The sequence below is a fragment of the Shewanella sp. 10N.286.52.B9 genome (genome assembly GCF_002873635.1).
GTDB lineage: Bacteria > Pseudomonadota > Gammaproteobacteria > Enterobacterales > Shewanellaceae > Shewanella.
In genome coordinates, this window is record NZ_MCTY01000172.1 from 1 (window position 1) to 24,016 (window position 24,016).

Annotated in this window: 22 protein-coding genes; 15 read left to right on the forward strand and 7 right to left on the reverse strand. The window is 44.2% G+C overall.

The window, feature by feature from the left end; genetic code table 11:
• Nucleotides 1–145: 145 nt before the first annotated feature.
• The 3 genes from BCU91_RS11395 (at nucleotide 146) to BCU91_RS11405 (ending at nucleotide 3,816) form a co-directional block, all read left to right on the forward strand.
• Nucleotides 146–472 carry a c-type cytochrome gene (locus BCU91_RS11395; RefSeq protein ID WP_102435919.1) on the forward strand — a complete coding sequence of 109 codons (327 nt, stop codon included), beginning with the start codon at nucleotides 146–148 and terminating at the stop codon, nucleotides 470–472.
• Nucleotides 473–658: 186 nt separating this feature from the next.
• On the forward strand, nucleotides 659–2,386 hold the full coding sequence (locus BCU91_RS11400) for a DUF3373 domain-containing protein (RefSeq protein WP_102476493.1): 1,728 nt from the start codon (nucleotides 659–661) through the stop codon (nucleotides 2,384–2,386).
• Nucleotides 2,387–2,424: 38 nt separating this feature from the next.
• Nucleotides 2,425–3,816 (forward strand): tetrathionate reductase family octaheme c-type cytochrome, encoded by a 1,392-nt coding sequence (locus BCU91_RS11405; protein WP_102531505.1) that lies wholly within the window; start codon nucleotides 2,425–2,427, stop codon nucleotides 3,814–3,816.
• A 170-nt stretch (nucleotides 3,817–3,986) separates the two neighbouring features.
• Here BCU91_RS11405 and hutI read toward each other — a convergent pair whose 3' ends face one another.
• On the reverse strand, nucleotides 3,987–5,231 hold the full coding sequence (gene hutI, locus BCU91_RS11410; protein WP_102531506.1) for an imidazolonepropionase: 1,245 nt from the start codon (nucleotides 5,229–5,231) through the stop codon (nucleotides 3,987–3,989).
• A gap of 121 nt (nucleotides 5,232–5,352) precedes the next feature.
• On the opposite strand from hutI, the gene hutC reads away from it, so the two are divergent.
• The 3 genes from hutC to hutH all read left to right on the forward strand — a co-directional run bounded on the left by hutC (nucleotide 5,353) and on the right by hutH (nucleotide 9,366).
• Nucleotides 5,353–6,057: a histidine utilization repressor gene (gene hutC, locus BCU91_RS11415; RefSeq protein WP_102531507.1), complete on the forward strand. Its 705-nt coding sequence runs from the start codon at nucleotides 5,353–5,355 to the stop codon at nucleotides 6,055–6,057.
• A 91-nt stretch (nucleotides 6,058–6,148) separates the two neighbouring features.
• Complete coding sequence (gene hutU / locus BCU91_RS11420; RefSeq protein WP_102531522.1) at nucleotides 6,149–7,822, forward strand: urocanate hydratase; 1,674 nt, start codon at nucleotides 6,149–6,151, stop codon at nucleotides 7,820–7,822.
• Nucleotides 7,822–9,366: a histidine ammonia-lyase gene (gene hutH / locus BCU91_RS11425; protein ID WP_102520195.1), complete on the forward strand. Its 1,545-nt coding sequence runs from the start codon at nucleotides 7,822–7,824 to the stop codon at nucleotides 9,364–9,366. Before hutU ends, hutH begins: the two co-directional genes overlap by 1 nt.
• 104 nt (nucleotides 9,367–9,470) lie before the next feature.
• On the opposite strand, the gene BCU91_RS11430 is transcribed toward hutH, so the two are convergent.
• Complete coding sequence (locus BCU91_RS11430) at nucleotides 9,471–10,007, reverse strand: hypothetical protein (protein WP_102476489.1); 537 nt, start codon at nucleotides 10,005–10,007, stop codon at nucleotides 9,471–9,473.
• A 287-nt stretch (nucleotides 10,008–10,294) separates the two neighbouring features.
• On the opposite strand from BCU91_RS11430, the gene BCU91_RS11435 reads away from it, so the two are divergent.
• Nucleotides 10,295–11,551: a mechanosensitive ion channel domain-containing protein gene (locus BCU91_RS11435; protein ID WP_102476488.1), complete on the forward strand. Its 1,257-nt coding sequence runs from the start codon at nucleotides 10,295–10,297 to the stop codon at nucleotides 11,549–11,551.
• Here BCU91_RS11435 and BCU91_RS11440 read toward each other — a convergent pair.
• The gene (locus tag BCU91_RS11440) at nucleotides 11,548–12,120 is read right to left on the reverse strand and encodes a lysophospholipid acyltransferase family protein (protein WP_102531508.1); all 573 of its coding nucleotides are present in this window, start codon (nucleotides 12,118–12,120) and stop codon (nucleotides 11,548–11,550) included. The genes BCU91_RS11435 and BCU91_RS11440 overlap by 4 nt on opposite strands.
• Before the next feature lie 637 nt (nucleotides 12,121–12,757).
• Here BCU91_RS11440 and BCU91_RS20595 point away from each other — a divergent pair.
• Nucleotides 12,758–13,156, forward strand: a complete 399-nt coding sequence (locus BCU91_RS20595) for an SgcJ/EcaC family oxidoreductase (protein WP_102435939.1) — start codon at nucleotides 12,758–12,760, stop codon at nucleotides 13,154–13,156.
• A gap of 30 nt (nucleotides 13,157–13,186) precedes the next feature.
• Here BCU91_RS20595 and BCU91_RS11450 read toward each other — a convergent pair whose 3' ends face one another.
• Together BCU91_RS11450 and BCU91_RS11455 are read right to left on the reverse strand one after the other, a co-directional pair.
• Nucleotides 13,187–13,963 (reverse strand): NRDE family protein, encoded by a 777-nt coding sequence (locus tag BCU91_RS11450; protein ID WP_102531509.1) that lies wholly within the window; start codon nucleotides 13,961–13,963, stop codon nucleotides 13,187–13,189.
• A 100-nt stretch (nucleotides 13,964–14,063) separates the two neighbouring features.
• Nucleotides 14,064–15,671, reverse strand: a complete 1,608-nt coding sequence (locus BCU91_RS11455) for a metal transporter (protein ID WP_102531510.1) — start codon at nucleotides 15,669–15,671, stop codon at nucleotides 14,064–14,066.
• A gap of 224 nt (nucleotides 15,672–15,895) precedes the next feature.
• Here BCU91_RS11455 and BCU91_RS11460 point away from each other — a divergent pair, with 224 nt between their 5' ends.
• The 3 genes from BCU91_RS11460 (at nucleotide 15,896) to BCU91_RS11470 (ending at nucleotide 19,373) form a co-directional block, all read left to right on the forward strand.
• Nucleotides 15,896–16,489 carry a YhgN family NAAT transporter gene (locus BCU91_RS11460; RefSeq protein ID WP_102435945.1) on the forward strand — a complete coding sequence of 198 codons (594 nt, stop codon included), beginning with the start codon at nucleotides 15,896–15,898 and terminating at the stop codon, nucleotides 16,487–16,489.
• A 211-nt stretch (nucleotides 16,490–16,700) separates the two neighbouring features.
• Nucleotides 16,701–16,982, forward strand: a complete 282-nt coding sequence (locus tag BCU91_RS11465) for a hypothetical protein (protein WP_102531511.1) — start codon at nucleotides 16,701–16,703, stop codon at nucleotides 16,980–16,982.
• Nucleotides 16,983–16,994: 12 nt separating this feature from the next.
• Nucleotides 16,995–19,373: an immune inhibitor A domain-containing protein gene (locus BCU91_RS11470; protein ID WP_102531512.1), complete on the forward strand. Its 2,379-nt coding sequence runs from the start codon at nucleotides 16,995–16,997 to the stop codon at nucleotides 19,371–19,373.
• An 82-nt stretch (nucleotides 19,374–19,455) separates the two neighbouring features.
• Here the strand turns inward: BCU91_RS11470 and BCU91_RS11475 are convergent, their stop codons facing one another.
• Complete coding sequence (locus BCU91_RS11475) at nucleotides 19,456–20,034, reverse strand: chorismate lyase (RefSeq protein WP_102435951.1); 579 nt, start codon at nucleotides 20,032–20,034, stop codon at nucleotides 19,456–19,458.
• A 107-nt stretch (nucleotides 20,035–20,141) separates the two neighbouring features.
• Here BCU91_RS11475 and BCU91_RS11480 point away from each other — a divergent pair, with 107 nt between their 5' ends.
• Together BCU91_RS11480 and rlmF are read left to right on the forward strand one after the other, a co-directional pair.
• Nucleotides 20,142–20,543 (forward strand): flagellar basal body-associated protein FliL, encoded by a 402-nt coding sequence (locus BCU91_RS11480; RefSeq protein ID WP_102435952.1) that lies wholly within the window; start codon nucleotides 20,142–20,144, stop codon nucleotides 20,541–20,543.
• Between the two features lie 11 nt (nucleotides 20,544–20,554).
• Nucleotides 20,555–21,607 carry a 23S rRNA (adenine(1618)-N(6))-methyltransferase RlmF gene (rlmF, locus tag BCU91_RS11485; protein ID WP_241901053.1) on the forward strand — a complete coding sequence of 351 codons (1,053 nt, stop codon included), beginning with the start codon at nucleotides 20,555–20,557 and terminating at the stop codon, nucleotides 21,605–21,607.
• A gap of 73 nt (nucleotides 21,608–21,680) precedes the next feature.
• On the opposite strand, the gene BCU91_RS11490 is transcribed toward rlmF, so the two are convergent.
• Nucleotides 21,681–22,520, reverse strand: coding sequence for a formate dehydrogenase accessory sulfurtransferase FdhD (locus BCU91_RS11490; protein WP_102435956.1), 840 nt, complete (start codon nucleotides 22,518–22,520; stop codon nucleotides 21,681–21,683).
• A gap of 401 nt (nucleotides 22,521–22,921) precedes the next feature.
• Here BCU91_RS11490 and BCU91_RS11495 point away from each other — a divergent pair, with 401 nt between their 5' ends.
• A complete protein-coding gene (locus BCU91_RS11495; RefSeq protein WP_076541409.1) occupies nucleotides 22,922–23,386 on the forward strand; it encodes a DUF3305 domain-containing protein in 465 nt (154 codons plus the stop codon).
• Nucleotides 23,386–24,009 carry a DUF3306 domain-containing protein gene (locus BCU91_RS11500; RefSeq protein WP_102435958.1) on the forward strand — a complete coding sequence of 208 codons (624 nt, stop codon included), beginning with the start codon at nucleotides 23,386–23,388 and terminating at the stop codon, nucleotides 24,007–24,009. The genes BCU91_RS11495 and BCU91_RS11500 overlap by 1 nt, the downstream gene beginning before the upstream one ends.
• Nucleotides 24,010–24,016: the final 7 nt, after the last annotated feature.

Sequence of the window (24,016 nt, forward strand, 5' to 3'; positions counted from 1 at the left end):
ATTTTTATCAATTAGATTTATCTCATGAATATGATCAAGGTCAAATTAATGTCTACCTATTTTAAGTAACATCTTTAACAAGGCATTAAAGATTTGGTTTGTCTTGATTGATAAAAAGAACTAAAGAAAAATTGATGAGGTAGTAATGATGAACAAAAAAATAGCGATGACAGTAGCCTTAGTGGCAATGTGCATGATTGGCGGCAGTTTTGCAGCTGATGGCGGCAACCCTAAAAAGGGTAAACATCTGTATAAAAAACAATGTAAAGCTTGCCATAGTGTCGGCACCGAAGGCCCTGAGTTAACCCCAATGGCAAAAACCATGAGCCAGTGGGACAGATTTTTCAAGCGCGATCAACATAAGGCTAAGCCTGAAGTATTCAAAGCCCTATCAGAAAAAGATCTGAAAGATATTCAGCAGTTTTTATATGACCACGCAGCGGACTCTGATCAGCCACAAACCTGCGGCTAGCGGAAATCGTGCGTCCTGATGGCGGCTTAGACTTAATGCAAAAGTCAGAATAAGCCAGCAACACCATCAGTTAATCCAGATAAAAAGCAGAAAAATTGAGTTTATCGCTCAGGGATTTCTGCAGCCAAAATTTAGCCTAAACCTATGTATTTGGATGGTTTAGGCAAAATAAAAGGAAGCCAAATTATGCGTACCTTAATATCAATACTCGTTGCCAATGCATTAGCGTTTAGTGGTGCGGCCATGGCCGCAGCACCGTCATCAGCCAATGATGATGCTCAAAAAATGGCAGAGCTAAAACAGCAATTAACCGAAATAACCGAAGAGCTTGACGATCTTAATTCACGGGTGGATAAAACTGAGCGCCATAGCGCCTTAGATAGATTAACTATCACAGGTGACTTTAGAACCAAAGTGCATTCATTGCACTATCAAGATGTGACTTGGAATCCTGCCATTAATGTTAATTTTTCAGATTTTGGCGCCAAAGCCATGTCAGGAGCATTTGGCGACCCTACTAGCGCTGACTCACCACTTGGGCAAATGATGGCGACCAATCCTGCTTTAGCTCAAGCATTTCAAAGTGGCCAATTACAAGGTGTTATGCCCTATGTACTCGCGCCTAAAACAGTTCAAGACATCGACAATGACTTACTTTATACCACTCGTTTACGCTTAAATATGAAAGCTAAAGTGTGGGATAACGTCAGCTTTGCGGGTCGTTTATCTATGTATAAAAACTGGGGCGATTCAACTGGCACACAAGTGTTTGATTCATGGCGCTCATTCACCATGGATGGCACCAGTAGTGGCAATACCAGTGGTGATTGGCTCAGAGTGGAAAGAGCCTATTTTGACTGGCGTAATATAGGTGGCAGTCAAACTTACCTGTCAATTGGTCGTCGTCCATCAACTTACGGCCCACCAAGTCATTACCGTGAAAACGAAATGCGTGGCGGTACCCCATCTGGTCATTTAGTTAACTTTAACTTTGACGGCGCCACTTTAGGTTACAAACTCGGTGAAATTACTGGTATTGATGGCCAAGTGGTGCGCTTTTGCTATGGCCAAGGTTTTGAGTCTCAGTGGGGCAATGGCGAAATGTTTGGCGATATCGTCACCAAAGATACCCATTTAGGCGGCTTTAATATTGATGCCATTAACGATGGTAACCACTTCTTACAGTTAACCTTATTTGGCGCCAAAGATGTTAATGATGGCTTCAAAGGCACCATGGCATTTCCAACTCAGTTGGCAGGTATATTTGCGCCAACCATGTATCAAGATATGCAAAAGTTCGACAACTTTAACTTTGTCACCCGCGTACAACCCAGTGGCGTGATTGGTGATATGTACTTAGGTGGTTTGGGTTATGCCTATGAAAGTGATGAAGACTTTAAAGCCTTTGCTTCATTAGGCTGGACTCGCGCTGAGCCAAATGGCAACAGCGGTATGTTTGGTGGCATGTTATCTGATGCCGTTTTTGAAGCGCAGCTTAACAGCACCGGTACTGAAATCATTATGATGCCAACGGTTGCTGATGATGCCTCAACAAAAGACGGCTATGGTATTTATGTTGGTTTCCAAATGCCTGCACCAATGGGTAAATTTGGCCTTGAATATAACTATGGCTCTGAATACTGGACGCCGTTCACCCAAGCTCAAGATGACCCAATTGGCAGCAAATTAGCGACTCGTGGCCATGTTGCTGAAGCCTATTACATCTTTGATATCAATCCTAAAATGTTTATCAAGGTCGCAGGGCTGTATTACGACTATGAATATACCGGTAGTGGCACTCCAGTGGGCGCACCGCAAAAAATTGATGATGTGATTGCAGGCTCTGCCTATTCCATGTTGCCTGTTGTTGATACTGCTTATGATGTAAATGCATCATTAACAGTTAATTTCTAAACATGGTGCCCCTGCGTGGCAGGGGCTAGGAGCCTTATATGAAAACCATGAAATTAGTAGTCGCATTAGCCTTTTGCAGTCAGATGGCCTATGCAGAATTTGATCATAAAGAAGTGATTGAGGGGCCGTTTACCCAAGGCTCAGACGTCACTGAGCAATGTATTGAATGCCATGAAGACCATGCGAAAGAGTTTATGAAGTCTTCCCATTGGACTTGGGAGTTAGAGCAAGAATTACCAGGCCGCACTGTGAAGCGCGGTAAAAAAAATAGTATCAATAATTTTTGCGTCTCCATTAGTGGTAACGAGCCGCGCTGCACCAGTTGTCATGCGGGTTATGGCTGGAAAGACAACAGCTTTGACTTTACTGATATGACTAAAGTGGATTGTTTAGTGTGCCATGACACCACAGGAACTTACATCAAAGAGCCTGCTGGCGCGGGTGAAGCGATGGCGAAAGTGAATCTTGAGCGGGTAGCACAAAATGTCGGTCAACCGGTTCGAGATAACTGCGGTACTTGCCATTTTTATGGTGGCGGTGGTGACGCGGTGAAGCATGGGGATTTAGACTCTTCCATGTCATATCCTGAAAAAGATACCGATGTGCATATGGACACTGACGGCAATGACTTCCAATGCCAAACCTGTCATACCACAGCAAGTCATCAAATCTCTGGCAATGCCATGGGCGTGTCACCAGGGGGAGAAAACCCCATTGGTTGTGAAAACTGCCATGACAGTGCACCCCATGACAATAAAAAGCTTAATACTCATACTGCTGCGGTCGCCTGTCAAACCTGTCACATCCCATTTTTTGCTCGTAATGAGCCAACAAAAATGCGCTGGGACTGGTCAACAGCAGGGCAAGAGTTAACTGAAACCAAAGACAAAAACGGCAAAAAAACCTTTATGAATAAGAAAGGGAGTTTTGAATGGCAAAAAATGGTGCCGCCGCAATATGCTTGGTTTAACGGTAAAGCTGATGCCTATATGGCGGGTGATAAAATTGATCCAGCTCAGGTGATAAAACTCACTTATCCTTTGGGTGATATCAATGACAGCAAAGCCAAAATCTACCCGTTTAAAGTCCATACTGGTAAACAGATATTCGACAGCAAATTGAATATTTTAATTACCCCTAAAGTGTTTGGTAAAAATGGCTATTGGGACAAGTTCGATTGGGACTTAGCATCAAAACTTGGCATGGAAGCTAATACCACCATGAAAGAAAAAGGCCTCAGTTATAGCGGCAAGCATGGCTTTGTGGAAACTGAAATGTGGTGGCGTATCAATCACATGGTTTCACCTAAAGAGCAAGCCCTACAATGTAGCGATTGCCATAACAAAGGTCAGCGCCTTGATTGGCAAGCACTAGGTTATGACGGCGACCCAATGAAGAATAAAAAGGGCAAACGCCACCCAACTGATTAAGGTTATTGGTTTAATCAAAATCGTTTAAATTTGAACCTTGTTTACAGTCATTAAAAAGTGCTTAGCCCGAAAAGGTTAAGCACTTTTTTGTTGTTACGCTTGAGTCAAAGGAAATACTCGCGGCGGGTCGAGATTGAGCTGACTCAATAGCCGCAAGTTAAAGCAAGGCTTTATTGATGCACTAACACGCCGTTTTTAACTGCATCCTTACAAGGGTTCACCCCATAAGAGTAGGCCAGTTGCGCTGGAGTGCTGATATCCCATAAGCAGAAATCAGCTGTCATGCCGACGGCTAAACTGCCGACATTGGCTTCAATACCTAAAGCTTTGGCGGCATTAATGGTCACGCCTTTTAAGGCTTCCTCTGGAGTCAGCTTAAATAAGGTGCAGGCCATGTTGAGCATTAATAAGGTTGAGCAAATAGGCGATGAGCCCGGATTAAAGTCACTGGCGACCACCATAGGTACATTATGTTTGCGTAACAGATCTATTGGCGGCATTTTGGTTTCACGTAAAAAGTAATACGCGCCAGGTAACAAGGTGGCGCAGGTACCACTTTTACTGAGCGCGATAACCCCTGCTTCATCAAGGTATTCAATATGATCGACTGATTTAGCCCCCATTCTTGCCGCCATAGCGGAGCCGCCTAAGTTAGATAATTGCTCAGCGTGGAGTTTGATATCTAAACCGGCCTGTTTGGCGGCGGTTAATACTCGCTCGGTTTGCTCAAGGTTAAAGGCAATGTTTTCACAAAAAACATCCACTGCATCGGCAAGGTTTTGCTCGATAACCGCAGGCAGCATGTCGTTAATCACCATATCAATATAGGCATCACTTCGTGCGGTGCTGTTTGCAGTGTCTTTATATTCCTCAGGTATCGCATGAGCGCCTAAGAAAGTGGTTTTAACATCAACATGATGATTACGGCCAAGTTCGCGGGCCACTTTAAGGATTTTGACTTCGGTTTGGGTATCCAAACCATAGCCTGATTTAATCTCGACCGTGGTGACGCCTTCTTTGGCTAAGGCGTTTAATCTTTGTCTGCCAAGTTCAAATAGCTCGGCTTCGTCAGCTTCACGACACGCTTTTACAGTTGAAATAATCCCACCGCCAGCGCGGGCGATATCTTCATAGCTGGCGCCTTTGAGGCGCATTTCAAATTCGTTAGCGCGATTGCCTGCAAAAATTAAATGGGTGTGGGCATCAATCAGCCCTGGGGTGATCCAGCCGCCTTTGCCGCGATAGATGGGCATTTCAAATACATCAAATTCAGGCATTTCTTTACGCGGGCCCATCCAAGCAATTTTACCGTCTTTTACTGCAATGGCGGCATCGGTTATTGCGCCATAAGCGACTGAACTGCTTGGATCCATTGTTGCAATATTGACATCAATCCACACATGATCCCACGACATAACCGCTCCTGAAAATACTCATTTTTTAGACTTTATCACAAAACAGTACTTGTTTTAACTTGTATATACAAGGTAAGGTTGTTGGTAGATTTTTAATCACATCAAGGGCTGGGCGAAATCCGTGTTGGCTAAATTTGCACAAATAAAGCAATCCATTCTGGCTCGTATCGAAGCGGGTGAGTGGCAAGAAAATGATCAAGTGCCATCAGAAAATCAACTTGCTGAGTTGTTCTCTTGTAGTCGCATGACAGCAAGAAGAGCATTGACTGAGCTGGTGGACGCAGGGGTGTTAGAGCGCACTCAAGGTATTGGTACTTTTGTGGCGGGGATTAAATCGCAGTCATCATTATTGGCCATTCGAAACATTGCCGATGAAATTAAAGACCGTGGTCATGGCTACAGTGTTAAGCAGCTTAAGTTAACCCAAATTGCTGCCACAAGACCCGTTGCGGTGGCCTTAGGATTAGAAATTGGCGACCTTGTGTATTACTCGGTATTGCTGCACTGCGAGCAAGATGCGCCATTACAGGTCGAAGAGCGCTTTGTGAATCCAGAATTAGTGCCTGACTACTTACTGCAAGACTTTACCCAATTAACCCCCCATGAATATTTATCCAAGGTGGCGCCTTTAACCGAAGCCCGTCATCGCATCGAAGCCATTATTGCCAGCGAGCAAATGCAGCAATTATTAAATATTGAGCCAACAGAGCCTTGCTTACAAATTTTGCGTCGCACTTGGTCACGCAAAGGCGTGGTGAGCTTTGCGCGCTTGGTTCACCCCGGCAGTAAATTTAGTTTAGGGGGCCATTTAACCTTTAACAGTTAACTGCTTCTAAACAGAACATCATTAAAAAAACCTAAAAATATTAGACATCAAGCTGACAATGTTAGTTGAAGAGGAAAATATGGATAACACCATTAGTAAAAGACACGACCCTAGCCGCCGCATTATTGCCCCTCATGGCAGTCAATTGAGTTGTAAAAGCTGGATGACAGAAGCGCCAATGCGGATGTTAATGAACAATCTGCATCCTGATGTAGCCGAGCGCCCTGAAGATTTAGTGGTTTATGGCGGTATTGGCCGCGCGGCGCGTGATTGGCAGTGTTACGACAAAATAATTGAAGTACTGCAACGTCTAGAAGATGACGAAACCTTGATGGTGCAGTCAGGTAAACCTGTGGGGGTATTCAAAACCCACACTAATGCGCCGCGGGTGATTATTGCTAACTCTAACCTAGTGCCACATTGGGCTAACTGGGAACACTTTAATGAGCTGGATAAAAAAGGTTTGGCGATGTACGGCCAAATGACCGCCGGTTCGTGGATTTATATTGGCTCCCAAGGCATTGTTCAGGGCACTTATGAAACCTTTGTCGCCATGGCCAAGCAGCACTTTGGGGGCTCATCTGCGGGTAAGTGGATTTTAACTGGTGGCCTTGGCGGCATGGGCGGCGCGCAGCCTTTAGCCGGCACTATGGCGGGTTATTCAGTATTAACCTGTGAAGTAGATGAAACTCGCATTGATTTTCGTCTGCGCACTCAATATGTCGATAAGAAAGCCACCTCATTAGATGAAGCATTAGCGATGATTGATGAGGCTAATGCCTCTGGTAAGCCTGTGTCCGTTGGCCTATTGGGTAACGCTGCCGATATTTTTGCTGAGTTAGTTGAGCGTGGTATTACCCCTGATGTGGTGACCGATCAAACTTCTGCCCATGATCCATTAAACGGTTATTTACCTCAAGGCTGGACATTAGAGCAAGCTGCTGAAATGCGTAAAACTGACGAAGCGGCAGTGGTTAAAGCGGCTAAGCAGTCAATGGCGGTGCAAGTTAGAGCCATGCTGGCGCTGCAAGCGGCAGGGGCGGCCACAACAGATTATGGTAATAACATTCGTCAAATGGCCTTCGAAGAAGGGGTTGAAAACGCCTTTGATTTCCCCGGTTTTGTGCCAGCTTATGTGCGTCCACTATTTTGTGAAGGTATTGGTCCGTTTCGCTGGGTGGCATTATCGGGCGATCCTGAAGATATTTATAAAACTGATGCCAAGGTCAAAGAGCTTATTCCTGATAACCCTCACTTGCACAACTGGTTAGATATGGCCCGCGAGCGTATAGCCTTCCAAGGTTTACCGTCACGAATTTGTTGGGTGGGACTAAAAGACCGCGCCCGCTTAGCATTAGCCTTTAATGAAATGGTTAAAAATGGCGAGCTATCAGCGCCGATTGTCATTGGCCGAGATCATTTAGATTCAGGCTCAGTTGCCAGTCCTAATCGTGAGACCGAATCCATGCTCGATGGCTCTGATGCGGTATCTGATTGGCCACTAATGAATGCCTTACTTAATACGGCTAGCGGCGCAACTTGGGTGTCATTGCACCATGGCGGCGGTGTGGGAATGGGCTTTAGTCAGCACTCTGGGGTGGTGATTGTAGCCGATGGTAGTGATGATGCAGCAGTGCGTTTAGGCCGAGTATTATGGAATGACCCAGCCACAGGCGTGATGCGCCATGCGGATGCTGGATATGAACTTGCGCAACAATGCGCCCAAGAGCAAGGCCTAGATTTGCCAATGCAAGGAGCTAAATAATGACTGCAACACCTTATAAACTGCTGCTAAAACCAGGCACACTGACGTTAGCGCAATTACGCCGTATTGGCCGTGGTGCAGTTCATCTAACCTTGGCAGAAGAAGCGATTCCTGAAATTAATACCAGTGCCGCGATAGTGCAACAAGTATTAGATGAAGGCCGAACTGTATATGGCATTAATACTGGCTTTGGCTTATTAGCTAACACCAAAATTGCCCCTGAGGATTTGCAGTTATTGCAGCGCTCAATCGTGTTATCACACGCTGCGGGCACAGGCCAATACATGCAAGATGCCACAGTGCGTTTAATGATGGTGCTAAAAATTAACTCATTAAGCCGCGGCTTTTCAGGTATTCGCTTAGAAGTGATTAACTTTCTTATTCAGTTGGTTAATGCCGGTGTTTATCCCTGTATTCCAGAAAAAGGCTCAGTGGGCGCATCGGGTGATTTAGCCCCGCTATCGCACATGTGTTTACCTATGCTGGCAGAAGGTGAAATGAGCTACCAAGGTCAAATCATTACAGCAGCAGAAGGGCTTGAAATTGCAGGGCTTAAACCAATAGAACTGGCTGCAAAAGAGGGGTTAGCACTGCTTAATGGCACCCAAGCGTCAACCGCTCTAGCCCTTGAAGGTTTATTCCATGCTGAAGATTTATTTGCTGCAAGTTCAGTTATTGGTGCCATGAGTGTTGAAGCGGCTATGGGCAGTCGTAGCCCGTTTGATGCCCGTATTCACGCGGCTCGTGGCCAACAAGGTCAAATTGATTCAGCGGCTATCTTCCGTCACTTGCTAGCTGATGAGTCTGAGATCAGCCAAAGCCATGTTGATTGTGAAAAAGTGCAAGATCCATATTCTTTGCGCTGTCAGCCACAGGTGTTGGGGGCATGTTTAACCCAAATTCGCCATGCTGGTGAAGTGTTAGGGGTTGAAGCTAATGGTGTGACCGATAACCCACTGGTATTTCAAGACACCGGCGATATTATCTCAGGTGGTAACTTCCATGCTGAACCTGTTGCTATGGCAGCAGATAATTTGGCTATTGCTATTGCTGAGTTAGGCTCAATTGCCGAGCGCCGCATAGCACTGCTCATTGACTCTAGCTTATCGAAATTACCGCCATTTTTAGTGAAAAATGGTGGGGTGAACTCAGGCTTTATGATTGCACAGGTGACGGCGGCGGCATTGGCATCTGAAAACAAAACCTTTGCGCATCCAGCTTCTGTGGATAGTTTACCGACCTCGGCGAATCAGGAAGATCATGTCTCGATGGCAACTTTTGCAGCTCGTCGGTTGCGTGATATGTCTGAAAATACCCGTGGGGTGTTAGCGATTGAGCTATTAGCTGCAGCGCAAGGGTTAGATTTTCGCACTCCATTACAACCCAGTGATGCGGTAGTGAAAGCCAAAGCTGAGCTGCGTGAAGTGGTTGCGTATTACGATAAAGACCGCTTTTTTGCGCCGGATATCGAAGCGGCGACAGATTTACTCTATAGCGCCAGCTTCAATACTTACTTACCTGCGGGTATGTTAGTGAGCTTTTAGGGGGTAGCGAGTTAGCAGCTTGAAACAAAAGGCTTGAACAAAAAGACTCAAAACAAAAAAAGGACCTGCGGGTCCTTGTTCTATTATGACGATTTTGATAATGCTTACATGGTAAAACCAATGGAGATTATTGCCGCTTCGGCACTGGTGTCGTAACCCGCGCCGATGACAAAGCTATCAAACACTGTGTAGCGTACCCCAACTTCAGCGCCCCAGTCTTTATCACGGTTAGATTCCCAGCGCGGCTTGCCGTTAACTTCGCGGGTAGAAATATTGTTGGTGTAGTTTTGTTCGTTTATAAAAACCGTGGCGCCGCCATAGAGATTAAAATTTTCAGTTAGGCTATAGCTTAACCCAAAGCGCCACATGTATTCTTCGGCATAAGCTTCAGCCGGCTCTGGTACATCAAGGTCGTATTTATCACCCCAAGCATAACCAATATAATAGCCCCAGTCGGCGTAATCAGGGTCAAAATGTTTCATGGCAAGGGTGATACCAAACATATCGCCGCGGCTATCGATAAAATCCACTAACAAGGCAGTCGAAGGCTTAAACTTTTGTTCATCCGTTTCTGCGCGGGCGTTACTGCTAACCGAGAGAATGCTCAGTGTTAGGATGACTGCTAGCCAAGTGTGTTTCATAGGAACCTCAATTCGTTTTAATGTTCCAATGGTAAGTGAAGGGAGCTCTAGGTCAATTAATGTGCTCAACTTTGCAACCAATATCATGAGTTTACTTTGGTATGCTGTCGCCTTGTTTGAATGCGGTGGTGATTTGATGGCGAACTTGTTATCAAATTGAAAGCGGGTTAATTAATCGATAAATATGCTATTTTGGATCGTTCTCAATAAGTCTTTGTTCTCTATAATGGCTTTGGATGTTGTAAACCTAGTCTTTCAATCAGTATAAATGTGTAAGGAATTAATGCGTGGATAACGAGTTACGTGATGATATTGCCAGTTGGTTGCTTGATATTGGGGTGAATAGTCAGCCCTCTGACAGTGTAGCAACATCAATATTACTGATGGTGAGCTTTATTGTGGCAACTATCGCTTATTACATTACCAAAAAGGTATTTGTAAAAGCGGTTAATGCGATGATCCGTAAATCGACCGTGACTTGGGATGATATTTTCATGCGCTATGGCGTATTGGAAAAATTGTCCTTGTTAGTGCCAATCATGACCTTGGACTTACTGATCCCGATTATTTTAACCCATCAACAGTTGCTGGGCTCAGTCATTGACCGTGGCCTAAGCGTGCTGGTGGTCATTTTTGTTATTCGGGCGATTTACGCCTGTTTAGATGCGGTAAATGAAATTGCTGATGTCAGGCTGATTAGTCGCCGCTTACCGGTTAAAAGCTTCGTACAACTATTTAAACTATTTTTATTCTTTGTTGGTTTTATTATTGGCATATCAGTGATTGCAGATGAGTCGCCAATTTACTTTTTAAGTGGTTTAGGTGTTGCCACCGGTTTAGTGATGTTGGTGTTTAGGGACACCATTTTAGGCTTTGTTGCTGGGATTCAATTAGCTGCTAACCGTATGGTGAGTAAAGGCGATTGGATTCAAATGGACAAATATGGCGCTGATGGTGCTGTAGATGAGGTATCACTCAATACCGTAAAAGTACGTAACTGGGACAATACCATCACCATGATCCCAGCTTATGCGCTGGTATCAGACGCCTTTAAAAACTGGCGCGGTATGTCAGAAAAGGGCGGCCGCCGAATTAAGCGTTCAATTAATCTTGATGTTAATAGTATCCACTTTCTGACAGAAGACGATATTACTCGGTTGTCGAAAGTGAATTACCTTAAAGATTACTTCCCTAAAGTATGCTCAGAAATTTCCCATGCCAATGAGCAGGTTAGTGATATTGATATGCCGGTTAATGGCAGACGCTTAACCAATGTGGGGACGTTTAGAGCTTATTTAGATGCCTATTTACGTCAAAATAATAAGCTACACAAAGACATGACTCTGATGGTGCGCCAACTTGCGCCAACGCCAGAAGGTCTGCCTATCGAGTTATATGTGTTTACCAATGACGTCCGCTGGGCCTTTTATGAAGGCATTCAAGCAGATATCTTTGATCACGTCTTTGCCATCTTACCTGAATTTGGTTTACGTGCTTTTCAAAGCCCTACTGGGGATGATATTCGTAGCATCAAGCCACACTAGCTTTTTGGCTGCTCATCCGAGGGAATATAGTGCGGGATAACCTTAGGGTGGCGACCGTTAATATTACGGAAAAAATCTAAAATACGATTCATGTCAGTGGCAACATCGCCACTGGGATACAGCGGTTGATTAATCACAATAGACTTGGTTTTAAAATCTAATCCCACGGTGATTATCGGCACCTTGGCTTTAGTGGCAATATGATAAAAGCCGGTTTTCCAGCGAGTAACCGCGCTTCTGGTTCCTTCGGGGGCCAGCGCCAACTTATATTGGTTATCGTCATTAAATAGCTGCACCACAGCATCGACCATATTGTTGTTTTTGCGTCGATCCACAGGGCTGCCGCCTAAGGCTTTAAAAAACCAACCCCAAGGGGGAATAAACAGCTGATGTTTGCCTAAAAAGTGAATTTTTACCCCTATAGCAAAGCGGGCGATAATACCGACAATAAAGTCCCAATTACTGGTATGTGGGCCAACCACCATAATGATTTGTTCATCAGCGGCGACCTGGCCGTCTAATTTCCAGCCATTAATGGCCAATAGCCATAAACAAAATTTACTAAACATGCGCTATTTTCCAGTTTATTTCACTCTGATACGCTAGAATCTAACCATAACAGAATGAATTTATATATTAATTTCACAGAATCTCATGTTACAGATATCGCTTATCTCAACGTGTTTTATAAGCCAAACCGCAGTTGGGATTAACACGACACAGCATGCTTACTGGGTTATTAATCTAATGCAAAAGTACTAAATCATTGTTATTACTGTGGCACTCGTGTTGGGTAATTTCAACCTTGGTACAAATTAAGGAGAGTGTGTGAAGCACCCGATAATTATTTTATTCGCCGTTATTTTTGGTGGTTTTACTACTATGTTAGCGGCAGAAGATAAACCAACAGCGACTCAAACCGCCTCAGATGTTGCACTCAAACAAGCTGAATTAAAAATCGTGCCATTAAAACCTGCTTCAACTGCCAAGGTCGAAGTTGGCGTGATTGAACCCGTTGCCGATTTAAAGGTAGAGCCAAGCCCTTCAGATAGCTCACCTAAAACCACGAATACAGCAGATATTGCAGCAGAGCAGCTAGTTAGTGCCGTTACCGACACCTTAACTTCAGCGCCGGCTGAGGTTGAGGTTGAGGTTGAGACTGAGCCTGATGCCGTCAGCGCAGTTGTCTCACTTGAACAACAATCCGTGTCACTAGACGAAGTTAATACCAATAGTGCTATACCTACAGATAGAATTAGAGCAGTGATTTCACAGCAAGAACAAGCCTGGAATAGCGGCGATATTGATGCCTACATGCAAGGCTATTGGCAAAGTGACAATTTACGTTTTGTGTCTAATGGTAAGTTTAGCTACGGTTGGGATGTAATTCTTGCTAGCTATAAAAAAAGTTATCCTGATTCAGCGCGCATGGGCAAACTGTCGTTCAATGTGAAAGAGATTAAAATGCTCAGCAACTACGCCGCATTGGTTGTGGGTCGTTGGCAATTAGAACGTACAAAAGACAAACCTAATGGTGTGTTCACCCTACTGATAGAGCGTATTGATGATAAGTGGGTGATAACCCATGATCATTCATCTGATTAATTGCTTGGCTGCGAATAGATTAATTCGGACTTAGGGTGTTATAACAAAATGCTGTTGCCCTAAGTTTCGAGCTTTGCCGTCATAACGCACTTCATAAAAGTCGATGTTGCCGTTTTTATCTCGCATTACCACACTGGTTGAGCGGGTGCCATATTCTGGATGGCGAATAAAAATCGACGACAACAGCCTTTCCCACTCAATTTCAATGCCAGTACTAGGTAGGCTGCTATCTTCAGCTTGAGATTCATCACGCATAAATGCCAACATTTGTTCAATATTGGGCTGCTTTTCAGCTAATAGATGCTGCTCTAACGCCTGTAATCCCTTGGCCATTTTCGGCCAGACGTCATCTATAGCGCCATTACTCACAGCATGAAAACCTTTAGTTAATGGCGTGTTCTCAGCAGTGACGCTATTAAAACAGTAAAGTTGCTGCTGTTGCTGATAAACAAGATTAAACGGACTGTAATTAGCGCTGTGTTGGCGTAGCCAATCAAGGCTGACATCTTGGCGAAGATCGAGAGCGTTAACCACCAGTTCGCCGCGACTTCTTAGGCCATCGGCTTGTTGATTGCGAATATTGGTAAGGCCTGCAAAGTGACCTTGTTGATTCACTCCAAGCCAAGTGCCGCCAGCTTGTAGGTCTTTGCCTGCTAATATCGACTGAGATTGAGGTAAATTGCTGTTAGCAACTGTTTGCCAAAAATGGGCTGGATCGGTGGCGCGATGATGAAACTCATCACGATTAGCGCACACAATCAGTGGCCATTGGGGATGCATGTCTACCGCGATAAATAAAATACACATAGGCTTGGTTAAGTCGGCTCAGTTATTCGGTCGATGATAAAACATCATAGCCTGAATAACATGAACCTGACAGTAACCCTCGCTTAATGCGGCGGCTTAATTAGTGGTGATGTTTATGCTCTGTTGGCGCAGCCGCAGATTTATCTGAGGTATTAGCACCATGGGCGTGTCCATGGGAGTGATCGTGGTTATGATCATGGTTATGACCGCTAAACTTAATCATTAAGCGACTTAAGAACTTACGTGGTCCTAAGCGCAGTAAGCTAGCACTAAAGATTAATCCCACCACAACTAATCCCGCAATATTAACGTTATTTGGCAAGGTGAGTAACTGGTGCCAATCAACCAGATACTGGTGTGCGAATAACAACGCGACGGCTAATACAGCTGACAATGACAAGCGCATGCTCCAGCTCATTAGCTTTAACTGGCTAAGGCTAAGCACAGGCGCTGCAATAAGTGCAAATGCCACTGCGACATTGCTCCAGCCGCTATAGGCTAATGATAATGCCAGTACTGCCGCGCCTAAATTACAAAAACGCATCGGTAGAAAGACGACTAACAAGATTAATACTTGCAGTGCTGGGTGCTCAAGATGTACCGACGGATGACCAATGAGGTTGGCTAAAATTAAGCTAAGGGCAATCCAGGGCGCGCTGCGATCCACTAAATGTGCAAACCCAAAGCGCCAAGCCGATTGCGGTAAATTCTCGTGGGGATCGGTAAGTTCAACTTTACCCAAGCTGAGTAACGTGCCAATCGCCAACAATGAAATAGCTTGATATATGGCAAACCAAGGCCCCAATAATAGCAAGGTGATCAGCAAGGCTTCAGGGCCCGCTAGACGCTGTAACCAGCGACTGGAGAGGCTACTGTTTTGCGGGGTTAACCCAGCTTTGAAGCGCGCAGTGGCAATTAAGTAACTGGCAATTAATATTGGCGAGATGGTCAGTAACCAAGATATAAACTGATCCGAGCCATGGCTGTGATGGGGGTGTGCGTGGGCATGGCCACCACTGTCCATTAACAATAATACAGTTAGTAATGCGACCCCCAATAAACTGCCAATGCCTGCTTGGTATTGATAGCGACCTTGATGATCTTCTTCGTGTTGTCCGTGGGGCTGATGTAGCACCACATGCAAAATTGATCCGGTAACAAAGGCTTGTAAATAAACGGTATTATCTAAGCTGAGGCTATCGAGTAGTTGCTCGCCAGCAAAGTAACCCAAGCCTGTGAGTACCATCATCGCAGCTAATACCGCACTGGCCCAGCGGGTACCAACCTGGGGTTTTAATAGCCACCAAATTGCCACACCAACGGGTAAGCGATGCATAATCACTCCCAGCGCTAATAAGCTAGAGTTACCCTCTTGTTGGGCTAAAACCATGGCGCCACCATCGGTAATGGTGTGCAGCAATAGTCCGCCAATCCCTAAAGTTAGGGTCACGTTATGGGTAATATCTGAGTAGCGGTGGAAAAGCCGTTCACTGGCTGTGGGACCCCATAAGCCAAGCACCACGAACAGCAAAGTGATAAAACCACCATGTTCAAGGAGTTCAGGCAAAATATGGATAAGCACCAACCCGCCTAATGAGACGAAGATAAATCCATCTAAGCCTTTTTGTAGCCCACTCCCTGATGAGAAGTAGCGATAAAAAAGCGGTCCGAATAAAAGTGCAATACAACTAGCAGCTAGATAGAGCATGGGATCCAAAGAATCAATGAAACGGAAAAAACACCGCAGTATATCGCAGTCTTTCAATTAACTTAATACTTGCTTTGCTTGATTATCACTCATGATGACAATTTACACGGTAAAGATAGCCTTCAGCGTTGCAAGATAGAGCGAAAGTCACGGTTATTTCTGCCAAATGACTGTATTAAGTATACAATAGTAGTTCATTGTTAATAATTAATAGAACTAATGTAATGGACATCTTTTCTGCTGCAGTCATGCTTTTCCTGATTATGGACCCTTTGGGCAACTTGCCTATTTTTGCTTCAATTTTGCGACATATTGAACCCAAAAAACGCCGCCGAGTGCTTATTCGTGAATTATTGTTTGCGCTGGCAATCATGTTGCTGTTCTTGTTTGCCGGCGAGGTGATCCTTAATTTTCTTAGCCTGCGTCAAGAGTCAGTGAGTATTGCAGGCGGGATTATTTTGTTCTTAATTGCCATTAGGATGATTTTCCCACAACCGGGCGGCGTGGTAGGTTTAGCCGCCGGTGAAGAGCCATTTATTGTTCCTATGGCTATACCGTTAATGGCTGGGCCATCAGTGTTAGCTGCATTAATATTATTGGCGCACAGTGACAGTAGCAGAATGATGGATTGGACTATTGCCTTAGTGGCGGCTTGGGGTGTGAGCGCAGTTATCTTACTATTCTATAAAGTCTTTACTCGCATATTAGGCGAAAAAGGCTTAACCGCAGTCGAGCGTCTAATGGGTATGGTGCTGGTAATGATTTCGGTGCAAATGTTCTTAGACGGGGTGTCGAGCTATTTAAAAACTGCCGGCTAATCAGCTCATGTCAGGCATCGCTATAGTCAACAAGGCCGCTTAATGCGGCCTTTTGGTTTTCTACGCAATATTCTCTACCTTTCAGTTTATCTTCGATTATTTTTTACTTCTTTAGTTGTATAGAAATCGCTCTAAAAAGTTGTGTAAAGCCGTTTTAGCAACTTTACTTAATATTACTCTTTGATTCATCTTCGTTGTTTGGGCGTTCATTATGCGCATTGTATTCGCTATCTTTTTTAGCTGGGTTATTTGGGGCTGTAGCCATAGTAATAGCGCCGAAAACGGCTCTAATCAGACCCAATTAACGCATCAAAATAATACCATTCAATGTGGGGCAATACCTCCTCCTTTAGATATGTCCGGCGTTAAACAGAATTTAATCAAAAGTGGTGAAATAACGACAGATATGAGTGAACAACAGCAACAAGAGATTGTTCGTTGCTATATCGCCAAGCGTAACAATGCATTTAAAAAGTGCAATCAAAGGAAGTAAAGGAGGCATAGGATGCCTATTCAATGGAGTAAAATCTTTACTGGTGCTATGACCATATTGGCAATGACTCTTTTTTCGTTAAACGCCATGGCAGCGCCGAGTCAATACGCTTCTCCAGCAGATGCTGGGGTAATGAATCAGCAACAGATCCAATACTGGTTGATTAAGCGCGGTGAGCTGGCAATTGATGCCAGCGAGGCAGCAAAGCAAGCTGCGGTAGAGAAGTTCACTCGCAAAGCAAGTCATAATTATCTGCCTGCTGAGGTCAGAATACTAAAGCAAATAGCTGCCAAGAATCGATCCCAACGAATAAAAGTCTCACCAGTATCAGCTCCAGCATTGGCTGACGCGGATGTCACCAAAACCGTGAATGTGCTGGCGGTATTGGTCGACTTTCCTGATTTACCCTATAACGCCAATCGTTTAACCAAGTCTGATACGTCAATGTTTTATGACGATTATTCTGTACAACATTATCAAGATTTGCTTTTTTCTCGATCTGGATTTTCTGGACCTAACCGTGAGGTGCTTCAAACGGCTTATCAATATTTTGCTCAAGCCTCTGGTGAGAGTTTTTTCTTTCGTGGTCAGGTTAAAGGCTGGGTAACCGCCAGTAACAATGCTGCTTACTATGGCGCCAATAATTCGGTTTTCAGTGATAATGATATTGCAGTACCTGAATTGGTTATGGAAGCCGTTACTCAGGCCGTTAAAGGGATGAGCGCGACAGAATTAGCTGAATTCGATAGTGAAGATCCATTTGATTTTAATAACAACGGCAATGAAAATGAGCCTGATGGCATCATAGACCACATTGTCATATTTCATTCCAGTATTGGTGAAGAGGCGGGCGGCGGCGTGTTAGGCACCGATGCTATTTGGTCGCATCGCTTTTTTGTTGGTGCCAATAGCCAAGGACAAGCTCTTCCTGGCACGTCAATGAAAGTTTATGGCTATACCATTCAGCCTATCGACTCAGGTACCGGGGTCGTTACCCATGAGTTTGGTCATGATTTAGGCCTGCCTGATGAATACGACACTAATCTGGGGGATGGCGCGCCAGTGGGTTACTGGTCGTTAATGGCAAGTGGTACTTGGGTGGGTCAAGCGCAAGCGGGTAATCCTTATATTGCTGGCAGTAAGCCTGCGGGCTTAAGTCCTTATGCCCGTTCATATCTGCAACAACGTTACCAAGGCAAGTGGGTCAATGAGCAAGCCATCGACTTGGCCGATATTACTGCTGAAGGTTTGACTGCTGAGGTTTTTGCAGCAGTTAATGCTGATGCTGTGAATCAATTGTCCATCGCATTACCCAATCCCCCCTTCGCCTTTAAGTCACCTTTAGTTGGCGACTATCAATACCATTCAGGTAAAGGCCATCAACTTACCAATAGTCTGAGTTTCGAGGTAGATTTACCCGCTGACGCACAGATTGAGCTTGTTATGCAGGCACATTGGAGCATAGAAACAGATTATGACTATATGCAATTGTTGATTGATGGCGTAGCCATTGTCGGCAACCATACCAGTGCCAGTAACCCTCTGTTCAACAATGTAGAGCACTATATTTCTGGGGTATCGAGCGATATAGCTGGCGCTTCAGGAACAGATGCTTGGGTTGAACTGGTTTATGACTTGAGCGATTTTTCAGGGCAAAGTGTGCAAGTTGAAATGAGCTATGTAACGGATCAAGCTGTAGGTGACTACGGTATTGTTATTGACCAAATTGAAATTAATCAGCAAGGCGTCAACATTTACCAAGACGGGGCCGAAGAGCAAGGCAAAGTTGATTTAGTGGGTTTTTCAAGGATCGATGATACCTTACCCGGTTTGCCGCAACGCTATATTGTGCAACTGAGAAACCATCAAGGTATTGATGCGGGCTTGCAAAGTGTCGGCTACGAGCCCGGTATTTTATTATGGCTCGAAAATAACAACTATGAAGATAACAATGTCGCCGAGCATGAAGGTTATGGCTTTATCGGGGTTATTGATGCTGACCAGAGTCTAATAACTGGCGGGTCTTCAAGTGTGCAGGTACGTGATGCCAGCTTTAGCTTATATCCTCAGTCAAGCTACGCTAACGATAGCGCTCTAAGTAACTTTAGTTTATTTGATGATAATGCTGATTACTCAGCGCCCCTGCAACCGCAATCAGGCATGGTGTTACCTGAACTGGGCTTAACGATGGAGGTGCAGGCGCAATCGTCAGACAGCTCAAGGGCAATCGTCGAATTTAAACTAAATGGTGTAGTTACTTCAGAGTTTATGGGCGAAAACCAGACAATTGCTGGCGACGATGGATCTCAAAGCAGTAGTGGCGGTAGTTTAGCTGGGGTGTATTTGTTGCTACTGAGCTTACTTCTTGTAAGGCTCTCGACTAAAACATAAGGCCATAAGCTTTATGGTTACTTTACAAATAGCCATGATGTTGCCCACGTATGGTAAACCGCATGGCTTTGTTGGACTAACTTTAACAAGATTGCTTTAGTGTTAAGGCGTTAATTTGCTTAACCGCATAAGGAAGGAAAATTTCGCTAACAATAATGTCTTGGTTGGCTAAGTTAAAGTAACGGCGACGCCCCCAAAGTGAAGAGGTGACAGGTTGGGACAGGCGGGTTGCCAGTTGGGCTAGCTTAGTGCAGCTTTCAAATTCAGCGACCTCTATTTTGCCCGGGACAATATCAGCACTGGTAAACAGTAGTTCACCCAATGGGCGCTTACCTAAGGCTTTAAAGTTGTGTTGATCATTGGCTAGGTTCTCAGGGATTAAGGTGCGTGCAAACACCCAAGGCTCGCCATCAAGGCACAGCAGTACTTCTCTTACCCAAACCTGCTTTTGCTGCGGGCATTCCCCTGCTAATGGTGTCGTAAGTTGTTCGCCAAGGACTTTAACTTCAAAATCGTGGCAACAGCCTTTAAGCTTTTGGGTTAAACTACCGGTAGCGAGTAACCATTCTTTTAGTGCCGATTGCGGCATAGAATTGATTGCATCAGGTGAAAACCACTGGATTGATTCACCATACGGGAAGCTAAGACTGGTCACGTTCATTCAATACTCGTTACAATATACTCAAACGAGTGCAGTTTATCATGACAGAGCAATGGCTGGATAGCCGCTGCTATTAGGCAGATTTAAATAATGGAGTTTGATTAACTATGGCAAAGTACCTATTCGCAGTGTTAGTTGCACTGTTTTTTTTCCCCAATGCGCATAGCGCAGATGACAAAGCCACTGGGAACTTTGCTTACTATGGTTTCGAACCTGACATTGTCACTAACTATATCTCTAACCGCAAAAAACTCGGTTTTGTAAAAATCAGTGTTGAGTTAATGGTTAAAGATCCTAAACAATTGCAGCAGATAGAGCACCATGATCCGTTACTGCGAGCCGCCATCGTTGAAGTGCTAGGAAATCAGCCTGAAGACAAGGTTAAGTCCTTGACCGGAAGAGAGGATATTCGTCGTGCGTGCTTTGAAACGGTTAATCGACTGCTAGAAGCTGAAACGGGTGAACAGTCCGTGGTTAATTTACTGTTTACTAAATACCTATATGATTAATGAACATTTGCATGAAAAACAGTAAAGCTGGCAACAAAACGAACAAGCAAACATCTGCGCCGACTAAGGTGGCAAGCAAAGGCGTCGCTCATACTCAAGTGAAAACACTACACCCGCGAAATAAGCATAATCAAGGTTATGATTTCGAAGGATTAATAAAAAAGTGTCCCAAATTGTCCCACTTTGTCAGACCAAACCCCTACGGTAATCTTTCAATCGACTTCTCAGATCCTGAAGCGGTCAAAAGCCTCAACGCAGCAATTTTATTGACTGATTATCACATTGAGCAGTGGGATATTCCGGCAGGGTTCTTGTGCCCGCCAGTACCAGGTCGAGTAGATTATTTGCATTACATTGCTGATTTACTGGCTGTTAATGGTAAAGCGCCTAAAGGAAATAAGATCCGTGCATTGGATATTGGCACCGGTGCTAATGGTATTTATCCATTATTAGGGGTTAAAAGCTATGGTTGGCAGTTTGTCGCCAGCGATATTGACCCAGTTTCAATTGCAAATGTCGCTGAAATTATTAGCCATAACCCTGATTTAGCATCGAAAATTGACCTGCGCCAACAGACTAATCCTCAAGCTATTTTTAGCGGAATTATCGGGGATAATGAGCGCTTTGATATTACTCTGTGCAACCCGCCATTTCATCGCTCATTAGCCGAAGCGAGTCAAGGCAGCGCCAAGAAAAATGCCAATTTAGCCGCCAACAGAGCTAAAAAGCACAGCCAAAAGCCAGCCGTTAGCTCAAGTAGTGCCGCACTTAATTTTGGTGGGCAAAAAGCTGAGTTATGGTGTGAAGGTGGTGAGCAGCAGTTTTTAACTAATATGATTAAAGAAAGTCAGCAGTTTGGGCAACAATGTTTGTGGTTTAGCTCATTAGTGTCCAAGTCAGAAAACCTAAAGCCCTGTTATCAATTATTAAAACAGTTACATGCCGATAGTGTGCAGACCATTGAAATGAAGCAAGGCAATAAAATTACCCGGGTTTTAGCTTGGAGTTATTTGCCCGAAGCGGCAAGAAAGCAGTGGGCTAAATTTAGGCATAATGCTATTTAGCATAGGGTTACATGATGAGTGATAACAAGGTGGTCATCACCTTGTTATCAATTGTTTGCGTTAATAGGTAACGCTAAACTTTCATCGCATCAAATTCAATATTTTCTGCGCCGTGGTAAACCAAGAAGTGACGCCCCTTGGCTCTGGCAATAATAGTGATCCCCAACTTTTGAGCTAGTTCTAACCCCATCTGAGTGACACCACTGCGTGATAACAATACTGGTATACCCATCTTGGCAATTTTTATCACCATTTCAGAGGTTAAACGGCCAGTGGTATAGAAAATCTTATCGTGCCCATTTTCACCTTCAAGCCACATGTCGCCCGCGAGGGTATCAACCGCGTTATGGCGGCCAACATCCTCAATGAAAGCTAAAATTTGGTCGTCTTTACAAATGCCGCAACCATGGACGGCACCGGCATTTTTGTAGGTTTCATTATAAGCACTAATGTTTTTTAGCAGGCTATATAAGGTTGATTGTTGTAATTGGGGCGTTGGCAGCTTTATATCATCGAGCCCTTGCATGAAACCACCGTAAACAGTACCTTGACCGCAACCTGAAGTGACGGTTTTTTCAGATAATTGTTTATCTAAATCAGCTGTTTGCTCTTTAGTCAAAATGGCTGCAGAGTTAACATCCCAATCGACGATAATTGATTCAAGTAAGCTGGCATCGTTAATAAAGCCCTGATTTTTCAAGTAACCCAAAGCTAATGACTCAGGTTTTGCGCCCAAGGTCATTAAGGTCACTATGGGTTGCCAGTTCAAATATACCGTTAATGGTCTTTCACAGGCCACGAATTTATCAACACTCTCTCCTTGCTCATTAATTGCTTTAACTGCAATTGTAAGGGGAACTTCAGCATTGGTTTTGACCAGTTTTAGCGATTTATTAGCATTTGATTGGGTCATTGAAAGTGTGGCCTCTGAAATAGTTAACTAGCTCGGTAGTGAGGATGGTAATGAAAACTAATTAACTATCAGCATAGCAACTTTTATTCCCGAGGCGGCAATGTAGTTTGTAAATGCGTGATCTAACTCTGATGTTAATCAGCAGCGACTAATTAACGTAGCCTTATGTCCTAGTATAATTAGCAATATAGACAAATTGTCCTACTCTTAGTGATAATTAGGAGATCTGGATCTAGCTTTTTGTTCTTATTTATCTGGCACTATTTTTGCAGTGTACTGATTAGTTAAGAGAAATAAAGTGGTTTTTAGCTTCTAAAAATAATCAAGAGCAACTTTTAAGTCGTTGTTAATATATATTTTATTTATTTCTTGTGGATTTATGTTTTAAGGGCAAGGCTTGTATGCAACACACTGAAAATGTTTGGCCTATGTATGTTTCGCTTAGAAAAGTCGAAAAAATGATGGGGCGTTGGCCCTCAATCACTTGGGAAGTGGAACAAATGGTTCCTGCGACTCATGAGGCACCTGAAGGGGCCAAATTAATATTGTTTCAACTTTATAAAGATGAACGTGGCAGTTACCGGATAAATTTAGACATGGATAACACCATGTTATATATCGTTTGTGATGAGTTATCGGATGGCACTTGGGTTCCTGCTGCTATCTCTGCAGACCAAAATATTGCCGCAGCCTGTTTGGAGTCTGAAACCCCAGTGCTGAATATCCCAATGCCAGAAGCACTGGCATGTTGGGTTGAAGCTTTCATCACCCGTCATGGCGAAGTTGAAATATCAGCTAAACGCCGTAAGCATGTGAACCGCCGAAAGGATACTGGCCCTAGCACAGATCACCTTCGGAGACATTAATGAGCAATAATTCGAAAGGTTTTTTCTCTCGTTGGACTGAGCGTCGTGAGCAAGTTGAAGCTGAAGCTGCTCGTGAGACTGAACTGCAGCAAAAGAGTGTGGCGGCAGAGGAAGAAAGCCTTGCTGACTCTTCCACTGAGGATGCCATACAAGAAGCGCCTCAGCCTGAGAAGATCCTTGAAGCTGAAGATTTACCGGATCCCGAAAAAATTGAAGTTGGAGGCAGTTTTGCTTCGTTTATGGGGGCGAATGTATCACCTCAAGCGAAATCAGCAGCGTTAAAAGCACTGTGGAAACAACCCCAATACAATGAAATCGACGGCTTACTCGAGTACGCCCTTGATTACAGTAATCAACCTAAATTGTCTGCCGAAGTTTCGGCTGAATTAGCCAAAAAAGTCTTCCGTAACGTCGTAAAAGACAAAGAAGAAACGGAAGAGCAAGAGTTACTTGCTCGTGAGGATGATGACACAGTTGTTGATACAACTGATGCCTCACCAGTATTAAATGATAAGAGCGAAATCGTGTCTGCCACTGACTTAGATACCAACCAAGACCAGAGTGATGTTCTGGGAATGGTTGATGAAGAAGCTATAACGGCTTCAAGTAGCGCTAAGGCTTAGTGTGTAG